This window comes from Gardnerella vaginalis (genome assembly GCF_001546485.1).
Taxonomy (GTDB): Bacteria; Actinomycetota; Actinomycetes; order Actinomycetales; family Bifidobacteriaceae; genus Bifidobacterium; species Bifidobacterium vaginale_D.
Map to the genome: position 1 here is coordinate 5630 of NZ_KQ956847.1, position 12500 is coordinate 18129.

Annotated in this window: 14 protein-coding genes; 8 read left to right on the top strand and 6 right to left on the bottom strand. The window is 44.6% G+C overall.

Going from position 1 to position 12500, the window contains the following annotated elements; all coding sequences use genetic code 11:
- From HMPREF3208_RS01930 to coaD, 3 genes are all read right to left on the bottom strand, one after another.
- Window positions 1-643 (bottom strand): YceD family protein (locus HMPREF3208_RS01930; RefSeq protein ID WP_081091157.1); only part of this gene is annotated, 643 nt, incomplete at its 3' end.
- Window positions 643-1692, bottom strand: coding sequence for a hypothetical protein (locus HMPREF3208_RS01935; protein WP_064346976.1), 1050 nt, complete (start codon window positions 1690-1692; stop codon window positions 643-645). The genes HMPREF3208_RS01930 and HMPREF3208_RS01935, both read right to left, overlap by 1 nt.
- Window positions 1682-2275 (bottom strand): pantetheine-phosphate adenylyltransferase, encoded by a 594-nt coding sequence (coaD, locus tag HMPREF3208_RS01940; RefSeq protein WP_064346978.1) that lies wholly within the window; start codon window positions 2273-2275, stop codon window positions 1682-1684. Before coaD ends, HMPREF3208_RS01935 begins: the two co-directional genes overlap by 11 nt.
- Window positions 2276-2498: 223 nt before the next feature.
- On the opposite strand from coaD, the gene HMPREF3208_RS01945 reads away from it, so the two are divergent.
- A complete protein-coding gene (locus tag HMPREF3208_RS01945) occupies window positions 2499-2828 on the top strand; it encodes a DUF3039 domain-containing protein (protein WP_032814381.1) in 330 nt (109 codons plus the stop codon).
- A 107-nt stretch (window positions 2829-2935) separates the two neighbouring features.
- Here the strand turns inward: HMPREF3208_RS01945 and HMPREF3208_RS01950 are convergent, their stop codons facing one another.
- Window positions 2936-4273 carry a nicotinate phosphoribosyltransferase gene (locus tag HMPREF3208_RS01950; protein WP_016637777.1) on the bottom strand — a complete coding sequence of 446 codons (1338 nt, stop codon included), beginning with the start codon at window positions 4271-4273 and terminating at the stop codon, window positions 2936-2938.
- A gap of 183 nt (window positions 4274-4456) precedes the next feature.
- Between HMPREF3208_RS01950 and cysS the strand changes: the two genes are divergently transcribed.
- The 7 genes from cysS (at window position 4457) to trmD (ending at window position 11604) form a co-directional block, all read left to right on the top strand.
- Window positions 4457-6097 carry a cysteine--tRNA ligase gene (gene cysS, locus HMPREF3208_RS01955; protein ID WP_064346979.1) on the top strand — a complete coding sequence of 547 codons (1641 nt, stop codon included), beginning with the start codon at window positions 4457-4459 and terminating at the stop codon, window positions 6095-6097.
- A gap of 76 nt (window positions 6098-6173) precedes the next feature.
- Window positions 6174-7844 carry a signal recognition particle protein gene (ffh, locus tag HMPREF3208_RS01960; protein ID WP_016637775.1) on the top strand — a complete coding sequence of 557 codons (1671 nt, stop codon included), beginning with the start codon at window positions 6174-6176 and terminating at the stop codon, window positions 7842-7844.
- Window positions 7841-9022, top strand: a complete 1182-nt coding sequence (locus HMPREF3208_RS01965; protein WP_064346980.1) for an endonuclease/exonuclease/phosphatase family protein — start codon at window positions 7841-7843, stop codon at window positions 9020-9022. The genes ffh and HMPREF3208_RS01965 overlap by 4 nt, the downstream gene beginning before the upstream one ends.
- 168 nt (window positions 9023-9190) lie before the next feature.
- A complete protein-coding gene (rpsP, locus tag HMPREF3208_RS01970) occupies window positions 9191-9652 on the top strand; it encodes a 30S ribosomal protein S16 (RefSeq protein ID WP_032814384.1) in 462 nt (153 codons plus the stop codon).
- 2 nt (window positions 9653-9654) lie between these two features.
- On the top strand, window positions 9655-9888 hold the full coding sequence (locus tag HMPREF3208_RS01975; RefSeq protein ID WP_016637772.1) for an RNA-binding protein: 234 nt from the start codon (window positions 9655-9657) through the stop codon (window positions 9886-9888).
- Between the two features lies 1 nt (window position 9889).
- The gene (gene rimM, locus HMPREF3208_RS01980; protein ID WP_064346982.1) at window positions 9890-10492 is read left to right on the top strand and encodes a ribosome maturation factor RimM; all 603 of its coding nucleotides are present in this window, start codon (window positions 9890-9892) and stop codon (window positions 10490-10492) included.
- Window positions 10493-10731: 239 nt separating this feature from the next.
- Complete coding sequence (trmD, locus tag HMPREF3208_RS01985; protein WP_032814391.1) at window positions 10732-11604, top strand: tRNA (guanosine(37)-N1)-methyltransferase TrmD; 873 nt, start codon at window positions 10732-10734, stop codon at window positions 11602-11604.
- Window positions 11605-11614: 10 nt separating this feature from the next.
- Here trmD and rsmD read toward each other — a convergent pair whose 3' ends face one another.
- Together rsmD and HMPREF3208_RS06850 are read right to left on the bottom strand one after the other, a co-directional pair.
- A complete protein-coding gene (rsmD, locus tag HMPREF3208_RS01990; protein WP_064346985.1) occupies window positions 11615-12199 on the bottom strand; it encodes a 16S rRNA (guanine(966)-N(2))-methyltransferase RsmD in 585 nt (194 codons plus the stop codon).
- Between the two features lie 110 nt (window positions 12200-12309).
- Window positions 12310-12500, bottom strand: a 191-nt coding sequence (locus tag HMPREF3208_RS06850; RefSeq protein ID WP_230953048.1) for a hypothetical protein, incomplete at its 5' end; no start/stop codon positions are given.

Consider the following 12500-nt stretch of genomic DNA (forward strand, 5'->3'; position numbering starts at 1 on the left):
CTAAATCGCAGCGCTCAGGCAGGTCGTCGCGCTTTTCAGATTGCTCAAGTTGTGCTTTTAAGCCTTCCAAATCTGCAAATCGAATATCTGTAACATCATGATGATGCTCAGGATGTTCATTTAAGTTTTCACCGCATTGCGAACACAATCCACGACAATCCGGCTCACACAACGGCTGCAATGGTAATTCGCTCACCATGGTATCTCGAATAAGTGCCTCAATATCGGCAAAATCACCACCACCAACTAGCGGATACACATTACCAGACTCATCATTATCGTCCCAAATCTGTGATTCATTCTCATCTGCATTGTTGTGCTTATGAGCATGTTGCGAGCGCGAATCTACATATGGAAAGAACACGCATACATCTACTTTCCAGTCACGACGAAGTGGCATCAAACAGCGTGTACATTCTGCATGCACAGGAGCAGTAATACTACCTTGGAACATTAAGCCATCCACTACGGCATCAAAGTCGCCATCAACCATCACATCACTGCCTGGTTTTACGCCGATAACATAATCTCCAATACCATCTGGAGCTGGAAATACTCGGTGCAATGACATACTGCTACCAGCGCGCGCAGCCATTTGCGCTACTGGAACTGCCCATGGTGACTGGGAAGGATGCGAAGTCATTACTCATTCCTTTCATCATCTTCAGCATCATTGTACAATGCTGCATTCGTATCATTTTGCACATGTGCGGCAGCACGTTGACGCTCTTCTAACACGCGCTGACCTGCTTGCACATCCTGTTCTAATTTATCAAGCTGCTGTTTTAGTCCTTCCATAACAGTTATGCAATATTGATCAGCACCTTGAGTAAGTTTATCGGATTTGTGTTGTGCTGTGGTAAGAATATCGCGTGCTTTCTGCTTAGCTAAAGCTGTAACGTTTTCCTGACCGGCTAGGAATTGTGCGCGTTCTTGCGCTTCATCAATAATCTCCGCGGCCTGGGATTGTGCGGAAGAAACAATAGAGCTAGCTTGTGATTGTGCAGTACGCAGTCGTCGCTCTGCTTCGCGCATTAATGCTGAAGCGCGCTCTAATTGTACTGGAAGCATATTTTTTAAACGCGATAATTGATCGATGAAATCATCGCGATCAATTTTTACCATTCCTGGAGAGAACAATACATTTTTAGCTTCAGATAGTACTGTTTCCATAGCATCTATAATGTCGTAAACGGTGGTGAATTCAGCACGACTTTTTGAACGTATTTCATCACTTACTGTAGTTGTTGCGATTGATGATGGGACTGATTCTTCTTCATCAAAATTGATTGCTCCACCATCTTCACGTTCACGCAAATCTGGCAGTGGAAAAGCAGAAAGTGGTGTTGCTGTAGATGCTGATGTGTTGTCTACGCCTCCATGCGCATCAGTTTTTACATTCATGTCATTGATATTGGTGCTCTCATTGCCAACAGCAGCAACAGTAGATGTTTCCGTGTTATCAGCATCATTACTCGCTATTAAATCACCCTGCATCGAAGAATTTTGTGCGTCTACTACTGCGTTTACAACACTGCTTTGAGCATCTTCATCATCAGCAAGCACCGGATGTAGCGGAAGCTGCTGACTGCGATCAACATGTACTTCACGTTCCATAGTGTCATCACTTTCAGTAACTGAGGTAGCAGCATGTTCAACCATACCATCTTTCATACTATTTTCACTCGTCATCTTCTACTCTCCTGTCTCTTTTACTTAGCGTAGCTGCATTATCACTTCGTTGTAGCGAATTTTCAGCAAAACGTTTCTGTAACAAAGGTATTACGTTATCTGGAACCATACCAGTAACATTTCCTCCGTGACGCGCAACATCCTTAACTACTGAGCTTGATACATGCTCGAGTATAGGGTCAGCTGGTAAGAAGAGTGTTTCAATGCCAGCTAATTTACGATTTACTAAAGCCATACCAAGTTCTGCTTCATAATCACCGTTTTGACGCAAACCTTTTACAATCACTGTGGCACCAACGCGCGTACAATAGTCAGTAATCAATCCTTCGGTTGATGCGACTATTATTTTGCCAAATTGATGATGCTCATCATGTGTATTATGCGCATTATGCGCATAAGGCAAACTACTTACGGCTTCACGAATGATTTGTACGCGCTCAGATTCCGAAAACAGTGGCGTTTTTGCAGCATTCACTGCAACCAGCACGTGCACTTCATCAAATAGATGCGTACAACGTTGTATTACGTCTAAATGGCCGGCAGTGACTGGATCATATGAGCCGGGACACACAGCTATAGTCATGCTTTTAGAGTATCACTATTATGGATGAGAACAAAAAATGTGCTTATAAATGCAGCTATTATTTAACAACTTTTCGTGATTTTGTTGCAATAATGCTTTATGCTATTTATTACTAACGTTTAATTAGATTTTGATTGAGTTTAGTTAAGTTGAGTGAAGTTAAGTTTAATTTAATGAGATTCAATGAGATTTAATGAAACACTATTATAGAAAGGAATGTGCAATGCTTTCAACATTATTCGCAGATAACACACTTCGTGCAATTATGGAAGCCGATTCGCAATCCTCTCACCCAGATTCCAACTCAGGCACAAACACTTCAGTACTTGAACGTCCTGAAGTAGATGAAGATGCTCGTTTAGACGACGGTGGTAATGCCGATCGTTTTGCACACTACGTTTCTAAAGATCGCATTGAAGAGTCTCATATAACTGGTCGCCCGGTAGTTGCTTTGTGCGGTAAAGTGTGGATTCCTCGCCGTGAAGCAAACGATTATCCTGTATGCCCTGAATGCAAGAAAATATACGAAAATATGAGCCACTTCGGTTTTTAATATCTTAATATTACTATTATTTCGTTATAAATTAGCGTTACTTTTATCTTTCACAACATAAAAGTAACGCTAATTTATGAACAATATTGATGAACTATACCAATATTTTAGAGAACGTGGATTTCAGTTGGGATTGCTGGATCGCCGCGCATTAAACTTTGCGCAGCCAACGGCAAACGCTGCAAAGCCGAAGCGCAATAATCTTGAGCACGCATAATCGCATCGTGACCCATGAACTGCTTATCAGCCTCGCCATCAACCATATAATCAACAAGCAGATTTTCCCATGAATCCTTAGGCTTGAACTGAGCCAAAGCATCTTCCGATCCAGAAATTACACGCTCGCAATCGGCAACACCATGCAAATCAGCACTGTAATCATATGAACGATATGCTAACTTGCGACCTGGCACAGTTGCTTTATTCTTTGACTTCTTTGCAACAGGATACATAACACCGTCCGCACCTTCGCGCTCAGTAAGCTTATAAACCATTGCGCAAGTCGGAGCACCAGAACCAGTTACCAGCATGGTTCCAATTCCATAAGAATCTACAGGAGCGTTCTGCAAAGAAGCAAGCGCATACTCATCCAAATCGTTCGTCACCGTAATCTTTGTGTTCTTCGCACCCAATTCGTCAAGTTGATTTCGTACACGACGAGCTAAAGCACACAAATCTCCAGAATCAATACGAATTCCACCAAGATCAGGGCCCGCAACTTCCACAGCTGTCTTTACCGCATTCTCAATATCGTAAGTATCAACAAGAAGCGTAGTACCTTTACCAAGAGCAGCAATCTGAGAAGTAAAAGCATCACGCTCAGTGTCGTGTACAAGTGTAAAACAGTGAGCCGCGGTACCGATTGCCTTTAAGCCGTAAAGTTTTGCTGCAAGCAAATTAGCTGTGCCCTTAAAACCACCAATTACTGCAGCTCGAGAAGCAGCAACCGCTGAATATTCGTTCGTGCGGCGACCTCCCATATCCATGCAAGGACGTCCTGCTGATGCTGAAACCATGCGAGCTGCAGCAGATGCAACAGCGCAATCGTAATTAAGCACAGAAAGAAGCACAGTTTCAAGCAATGTGCACTCACCAAAAGTGCCTTCTACCTGCAAAATTGGCGAATTCGGGAAGAACATCTCCCCTTCGCGATAACCGGAGATTTTACCGCTAAAACGAAAATTTTCCAGCCATTTAAGCGTTTCAGCGCTAACGATTTTGCGATCACTTAAGAAACGCAAATCATCTTCCGAAAGATGGAATTTTTGCAGCTCTTCCAAAATGCGACCAGTTCCAGCAACAACGCCGTAACGACGACCCTGAGGCAAGTGGCGCGTAAAAATTTCAAAAACACACTTACGATTTGCAGTACCGTCTTTCAACGCCGCATCAAGCATCGTATATTCATACATGTCCGTCATAAGAGCAGATGAAATCTCAGCCATGATATTCCTTTCAGTAACGAACAAATCAAAAACTGCTAGGTAATAGATATGAATCTAATTGGATTACTAAAGTTAAATCTAAAACCAAATCGCAATAATTGTATCGCTAACTAAAGAGCCGACGCACGAAATACAACTTCTCAAAATCACTCTGAGTATGAAGAAGCACTTATAATAGCAATTATGCTTAATAAGACTTTGAACGAAGAAACCGCAAACGTTACTAAAGCCGCGGAAAACTTACGCTTATACAACACCGCCTCCCATACAACAAGCGCATTTAAGCCTACAAAACCGGGGAAAGTTGGAATGTACGTGTGCGGCGCAACCGTACAAAGCTCGCCGCATATTGGTCATATTCGTGCAGCAATAGCCTTCGACGTAATTCGTCGTTGGTTATTACGACTCGGCTATCAAGTTACGTTTGTGCGCAATGTCACCGATATTGACGATAAAATCATGAAAAAAGCTAGCGAAGCAGGTCAAACTTGGTGGGAGCGCGCTTACATTTACGAGCGCGAATTTAGTGAAGCCTATGACACTTTGGGCGTTTTACCACCGACAGTTGAGCCGCGCGCTACCGGTCATATTACGGATATGGTTGAGCTGATTGAACACTTAATTGAGCGTGGTCACGCTTACGTTATTCGAGACGATTCTGGAAATCCTACTGGAAATGTTTATTTCGACGTACCAAGTTGGGAGCATTACGGCGAGCTTACGCACCAAAATCAAAATCGTAATGAAATTGATGGTGATGAAGCCGCAGCAATTGCAGATGCAAAGGGTCCAAGCATTGATTCAGCAGGTAACGATATTTACAATCCGACTGACCCTGCCGACGCTTCACCAGATAAGCACGATCCTAGAGATTTTGCACTTTGGAAAGCTCCTTGCGATTTCGATCAGCCGGATGCGCGTTGGAAAACTCCTTTTGGCGAAGGACGCCCCGGTTGGCATATTGAGTGCTCAGCTATGAGCCATCGTTATCTTGGCGATAATTTTGATATTCACGGCGGCGGATTAGATTTGCGATTCCCCCATCACGAAAACGAAATGGCACAAACAACAGCTGCTGGGTGGAAAAGCGCGAATGTGTGGATGCATTCCGCGTGGGTAACTGCCAAGGGTGAAAAAATGTCTAAATCCTTGGGAAATGGCCTTTCCGTACCAGTTGTTTTGGCAAATAATTCAGCATGGGTTGTTCGCTACGCTTTGGGAGCAGTGCAGTATCGCGCTATGTTGGAATGGTCTAACCAAGCTTTGGTAGAAGCAAAATCTGCTTACGACCGCATTGTCAACTTTCTTGAGAGAGCAAACCGATTACTTGAAAAGACACCAACGCGCGAAGAAGTGCAATCTGTAGATGCTGACTCACTTCCGGAAGATTTTACGCGCGCAATGAACGACGATATGAACGTTTCCGGTGCAAACGCAGCAATATTTACTGCTATTCGTCAAGGAAATGCGATTCTTGACGATTGTATGCAAAATTCTTCGCAAGAATCCTCGCAATCCCAAAACAGTAGCACCAAAAAATTGCTATATCTTGCCGTTCTGCAAGTGCGCGCTATGTTAGATACACTCGGATTAGATCCTTACGGAGAACCTTGGTTATCACATACTCATCAATCTGATGCAAACAGTGAAGGCAGCAAGGAGCACAATGCTCTGGACGCTCTTATTACTTCGCAGCTTCAAGCTCGAGCCAATGCGCGCAAAATGAAGGATTTTGCTACTGCTGACACAATTCGTGACAATCTCAATAGTGCCGGAGTAATTATTGAAGATAGTGCGCAAGGTTCATCATGGCATTTGAAGTAGCATAATAAAGAAGTAAAGTATCAGTTATCAGTAAAAATAAGAAGCACTCGTTAGCAGCAGGTAGAATAGGAACATTATGGCAGCATTTAGTTCGTTAACAGACCGCCTTTCCAATGCTTTCAAGCATTTGCGCAGCAAAGGCAAGCTTTCTGAATCAGATATTGACGGCACAATTCGCGAGATTCGCCGCGCGCTTCTCGATGCCGACGTCGCACTGGAAGTGGTGCGTTCCTTCACTGCGCGCATTCGCGAGCGCGCTCTTGGCGAGGAAGTTTCGCGCGCACTGAACCCTGCTCAGCAGGTTGTGAAAATTGTAAACGATGAGCTTACGCAGGTGTTGGGTGCAGGTGTAGATAGGCCGCTTAATTTTGCGAAGTATCCACCGACTGTCATTATGCTCGCAGGTTTGCAAGGTGCAGGTAAAACTACTCTTGCTGGCAAGCTTGGCTACTGGTTGAAGGATTCTGGACATACTCCTCTGCTTGTGGCTGCAGATTTACAGCGTCCTAACGCTGTTACACAGTTGCAGGTTGTGGGCGAGCGCGCAGGAGTTCCTGTTTTTGCACCAGAAAAGGGCGTACAGACAGGCGGAAGCGCAATTTCTCTGCCATGGTTTACTAAGGGCGACCCGGTTAAAGTTGCACGTAATTCTATTGATTACGCGCGCGAAAAGATGTACGACACTGTGATTATTGATACCGCAGGTCGTTTGGGTGTTGACGAAGAGCTTATGAAGCAGGCTCGCAATATTCGCGATGCTGTGCAACCGCAAGAAGTGCTATTTGTTATTGATGCCATGATTGGTCAAGATGCTGTTCGCACAGCTCAAGCTTTTAACGACGGCGTAAACTTTACAGGCGTTGTACTTTCTAAGCTTGATGGCGACGCTCGAGGAGGCGCTGCACTTTCGGTTGCAAGCGTTACTGGAAAGCCAATTTTGTTTGCTTCTACCGGTGAAGGGTTGAAGGATTTTGAGATTTTCCACCCTGATCGTATGGCTTCCAGAATCCTCGATATGGGCGATATTTTAACGCTTATTGAACATGCGCAGAAGCAGTTTGATGAGGAAGAATCACGCAAGGCTGCTGAAAAGATTGCTGAAGGCAGCTTCGGCTTGGATGATTTTTTGGAGCAGCTTCAGCAGGTTCGTAAACTTGGCTCAATGAAGAAGCTCTTAGGCATGATGCCTGGCATGGCTCAACATCGTAAGGAGCTTGAGCAGTTTGATGACCGCGAAATTGACCGCACTGAGGCAATTATTCGCTCTATGACTCCGGCAGAGCGTAGAGATACAAAAATTATTGACGGATCTCGTCGCGCGCGAATTGCTGCTGGCGCTGGCGTAAGCGTTTCACAGGTTAATACGCTTTTGCAGCGTTTTGAGCAGGCTGCAAAGATGATGAAACGCATGAGTGGAGGCGCTGGCATGCCTGGAATGGGTGGCATACCAGGATTTGGCGGCGCTGGAAGCAAGTCGAAACGTAAGGATAAAAAGTCAAAGAAGAAGGGCGGAAAGTCTGGAAATCCAATGCGTAGAGAAGCTGAAGAGCGCGCGTTACGAGATCGCCTTTCTGGAGAATCTAATCGTAACGATGTTGCTGGTTCTGCTTTTGCAAAGCCACAGCAGCCAAATCTTCAGAATCTTCCTGAAGGCTTGCAAGAACTTATGAATTCTGAAAATTCAAATCAAGATAATCAACTTCCACCTAACTTTGGCGGCGGATTAGCTGGATTATTCGGTCGATGATTTTAGTATTGGCGTTTTTGTGGGTTATATTTGTGCCGCTTCTTTTGTGGCAGTTACTTCGGTGGCTGCCAACAGGTGCGGATAAATATAACCCACTTCCATATATTATTGCGCTGCTTCCACTTGCAACTTACATTGCAGGAGCACTACTTCTGTGTAATTTTGGAGCTTTTTTGTTCTTCGCATGCTACGCAGAGAAAGTGACACAATCGCTTACTTTAGCCCAATCTTACGCATATTTATGCATTGCATACGCTGTACTATTTTTGATTTCACTTAAGTCGTATACACCGTACTGTTTTGGAAGGTTGCGTAGGTTGCGCGAAAGCAGGTCGTCGCGCAAACGCCAGGAAAAGCAGCACCAAGAAATCCGCGTTATGACGCTAAATTGCAGATACGGAAAAGCAGACGCATTTCACATAATCAAAATCGCAAAAAAATATCATATAAATACGTTACTTTTACAAGAATTAAGCGAATCTTTAGTAAAAAATCTTGAAAAACTCGGCATTTATGAAATTTTTCCGACTTCTTGCGTAGGTGCGCAAAGCAAGCACAATAATGGTGGATTCAACGCGATTTTTACACAATATTCACCGATTGCTACTTGTAATAATGCCATAAAAATTGAGGCTGCAAGCGTACCAAGCGTTACGACTTGTTTAGATTTTGGTGCAACTAAAAAAGTTAGTGTGAAATTTGCTTCCGCGCATCCAAAGTCGCCAATGAGAGGATGTACAGCTTGGAGCAATGGAATCCGCACACTCGTAACTCTTATATCGACTCATCAAGCAGTAGAAACTGCAAAAAACATAGCAACTACAAAGATTGCAAAAGACATGAATATAGAGGAGACTTCGTCTACAGGAACAAGAAAAACTAAGGAAACTGACAACACAGCAACTCTCACAGTTCTTACAGGCGATCTTAATTCTGCAGTCGATCATCCAAGCTTTCGAGCACTTACCAAAGCAGGTTTTGTAGACTCTGGCATCTCGATTGGAAAGCGTTTACGCACCTGGCCTACCTGGCTTAACTGGCCAAATCTTACGCTTGATCACGTGCTATTTTGCGCAAAAAACTGCGAAGCTCAAGCTGTTTGGCAAAAAAATGTAATAATTGATGGCACAGATCACCTAGCCTACATCGCCACAATCACCATCTATCCACTAAGCTAAACCATCTATCCACTAAACTAAAAACGTCCAAACAAACAGGCATAATGGATAAGTTATTCGCGTGAATCGGCGCCCTCTTCCCGGTCACGTGAGGAACATGTGGAAGCTCGCAAGGAGTGCCCCACACCCGAACGAAATTCCACGACTCTAGTTATAAGGAGAGCCATTTTGGCAACCAAGATTCGTCTCAAGCGATTGGGCAAGAAGTTCTATGCCTTCTACCGCGTAGTCATTTCCGATGCACGCAATAAGCGCAATGGTCAGTCCATTGAAGAGATTGGCGTTTATGATCCAAATAAGCAGCCATCTATGATTCAGATTAATTCTGAGCGCGCACAGTACTGGCTTGGCGTTGGCGCACAGCCAACTGAACCAGTATTGAAGCTGCTGAAGATTACTGGTGACTGGCAGAAGTTCAAGGGTCTCGATGGTGCTGAAGGCACATTGAAGACTTCTGAAGCTGGTCCAGATGCACAGGCTCGCGTGGAAGCTGTTGAAGCTGAAGCTCAGAAGTTGAAGGCTGCTAAGTCTGAAGCCGCCGCTAAGGCACAGGCTGCAGCTGAAGCCGCTGCAAATGAGGCTGAAGAAGCTCCAGCCGAAGCAGCTGAAGCTGAGGAAAAGGCTGAGTAATCATGCTGGCTCAAGCTGTGGAACATCTCATTAAGAACATCGTGGATTTCCCTGATGATGTATCTGTACGTTCTCACGAAAACGCTCGCGGCGAACTGCTACGCGTACGCGTGAATCCTGAGGATATTGGTCGTGTTATTGGTCGCAATGGTCGTACTGCTAATGCTATTCGTGTCGTTGTGCAAGCTTTAAGCGATCACAATGTGCGCGTGGATATTATGGACGTACGTAGGTGAGATGAACGTGGCCTTAGACCAACAATCTTTTGACAACCCTCAGCAACATCGTAACGACCTGCTGAGGGTTTGTCGTATCGGTAAAGCACAAGGTTTAAAAGGTGAAGTGACTGTACAAATCTTCACTGACGAGCCATATGAACGTTTCGAGATTGGTAACGTACTCTATACTGCGGATGGTTCACGCGAGTTTGTTATTGAGCGCGCGCGAACCTTTAAAAACCGTTGGATTCTGCTGTTTGAAGAATCGCAAAATCGCAACGATGCTGAAGCTCTGAATGGTTTGGAATTATACGTACAGGCAGAAGATGCACAAAAACTTGCTGCTGAAAACGCCTGGTATATTAAGGATTTAGTTGGCTTGCAAGCGCGTTTGTGTGAGGGAAATCAGTTGGGATTACCTTCCCAGATTATTGGTACGATCGTGGACGTGCTTGATGGCGGGCAATCGTTGCTTAAAATTCGCTTAGATCAGCCAAGTGACGACGAACATAAAACCGCGCTTGTACCGTTTGTTGAGGCGCTTGTGCCAGAAGTTAACGTTACTGCAGGTTACGTAATGATTGATCCTCCAGGCGGATTAATTCCCGGATTGTCGCAATGAACAAGAAGTCGTAGCACACAAAATGCTCAACACTACCACTTTTAATCGTTAAACTGTAAATTCATTGGCATAATCACTTATCAAAACAACAAAAGCGCAGCACGTGAAGAACTATGGAGCGTACACTTGCTAAATCACGAATCCATAGATTTCTAACGCAAATGAATCAGCGATTACGCAAAAGCGTAGGAGCAGAGCAGTACATAAGCCATATCTACCATTAAAAAAAAACTATTATGATGAACATCGATATTATTTCTGTATTCCCTGAATATTTTCAGATGCTTGACTTAAGTTTGCTTGGAAAAGCGCAAGATAATGGTTTGTTGCAAATCCGAGCTCACAATTTGCGTCAATGGACTCACGATGTACATCAGTCTGTTGACGATACGCCTGTTGGCGGCGGAGCTGGCATGGTTATGAAGCCAGAAGTATGGGCAGAATGTTTGGACGAGCTGCTTCATTTGCCAAAATCTGAAATAAAAAATACTTGCGATAGTTATGAAACTTGCGATGCTTACGAAGAATCAGAAGTCACATCAAATAAAGTAGACCCAAGTAAGCCAATTCTTATATTCCCGAACCCTTCTGCCCCACTATTTACACAAAAAGATGCAACAGCATTAAGTCGTGCTCAGAATTTAGTTTTTGGATGCGGACGATACGAAGGCTACGACGCGCGTATTCCAGAATACTACCGTATGCAAGGTGTTGATGTACGCGAATATTCTATTGGCGATTACGTGTTAAATGGCGGCGAAGTTGCAGTAAGCGTTATGCTTGAGGCGATTACGCGCCTAATTCCTGGGTTTATGGGCAATCCTGAGTCGATTGTTGAAGAGTCGTATACAGGTACGGACGCGCTGTTGGAACATCATCAGTACACGCGGCCAACTACTTGGCGCGGCATCAGCGTTCCAGATGTATTGACTTCAGGAAACCATGCAAAAGTAGACCGATTCCGTCGAGATGAAGCCATTGCGCGAACCAGTGAAATTCGACCGGATCTCATTGAACGACTTGATTGTAGGGCGCTCAATAAGGCGGATCGAAAGACCCTTATATCGCTCGGCTGGGAAGTTTCAGGCGATCATCCGCGCAAAAACTTATGAAAAAATAAGATTAGTCGCGAGAAGGCTGAATAAACAAAACAGAAGTCTCACCGTAATTGCGCGTATCGAATAGTTCCCAGCCATCAGGCATCACTGGCAGAACACTGCGCGCACTTCGTTCTAATATAATCAGCGTATCAGCATCAGCACTAGCAACACCATGTTCAATCATTGAAAGCAGCAGCTTTTCACAATCCGTGGTTTCATAGGCATATGGCGGATCAATAAAAACCAATTCAAACGCTTGCCCTTTATAGTCTGCAACGAACTGCTCCGCACGCTTGCGAATCACCCTCATCGAAAGTGCAGAATCCCAAGCCTTTGAACTTTGTAACGCTTTCGATGTACGAAGTATAAGAGACGCAACCTGAGCATTAGCCTCAACAGACACAAGTTCGCGCGCGCCTCTAGAAAGCGCCTCAACGCCGAGCGCACCAGTGCCAGCAAATAAATCAAGTACGCGCGCATCCGTGGTAACATCCCACGAATCAAGCCTAGAGAATATAGCTTCTTTCGTACGATCCGTGGTCGGCCTCGTACAAGATTGTGCCGAAGTCAATGGCAAAGATTTGAAACGTCCCGCAATAATATGCATACTTCTAGCTTAGCTGTAACTTCAAAAGGAAACAAACGCCGGAGAAAATTCCCTGGTAAATATTCCTGTAGCTTTGCAGTATTGCTCTGCTTACGTTGAGTATTTATTGCTTAAAAGAACACTAGCATCATTGCTACTGCACACATCACGCCAAGCACACATACCACACACCAACCCACAGTTTGTTTTGCGACTTCAGTATACGAATACCAGTGTGGTAGAGATTTGAGATTTTTCGCACTGAGCGCGGTACGCTCGCGCGGTCTAGGCGCGCTCGCTACGAAACTCGCGTTGGAAGTCC

What these genes read in the sequence shown, in the direction of transcription:
- HMPREF3208_RS01975 (WP_016637772.1), top strand. Translation starts at nt 9,655, where the DNA reads ATGCTGGCTCAAGCTGTGGAACATCTCATTAAGAACATCGTGGATTTC.
- coaD (WP_064346978.1), bottom strand. Translation starts at nt 2,275, where the DNA reads ATGACTATAGCTGTGTGTCCCGGCTCATATGATCCAGTCACTGCCGGC.
- HMPREF3208_RS01935 (WP_064346976.1), bottom strand. Translation starts at nt 1,692, where the DNA reads ATGACGAGTGAAAATAGTATGAAAGATGGTATGGTTGAACATGCTGCT.
- ffh (WP_016637775.1), top strand. Translation starts at nt 6,174, where the DNA reads ATGGCAGCATTTAGTTCGTTAACAGACCGCCTTTCCAATGCTTTCAAG.
- rsmD (WP_064346985.1), bottom strand. Translation starts at nt 12,199, where the DNA reads ATGCATATTATTGCGGGACGTTTCAAATCTTTGCCATTGACTTCGGCA.
- cysS (WP_064346979.1), top strand. Translation starts at nt 4,457, where the DNA reads ATGCTTAATAAGACTTTGAACGAAGAAACCGCAAACGTTACTAAAGCC.
- HMPREF3208_RS01945 (WP_032814381.1), top strand. Translation starts at nt 2,499, where the DNA reads ATGCTTTCAACATTATTCGCAGATAACACACTTCGTGCAATTATGGAA.
- trmD (WP_032814391.1), top strand. Translation starts at nt 10,732, where the DNA reads ATGAACATCGATATTATTTCTGTATTCCCTGAATATTTTCAGATGCTT.
- rimM (WP_064346982.1), top strand. Translation starts at nt 9,890, where the DNA reads ATGAACGTGGCCTTAGACCAACAATCTTTTGACAACCCTCAGCAACAT.
- HMPREF3208_RS01965 (WP_064346980.1), top strand. Translation starts at nt 7,841, where the DNA reads ATGATTTTAGTATTGGCGTTTTTGTGGGTTATATTTGTGCCGCTTCTT.
- HMPREF3208_RS01950 (WP_016637777.1), bottom strand. Translation starts at nt 4,273, where the DNA reads ATGGCTGAGATTTCATCTGCTCTTATGACGGACATGTATGAATATACG.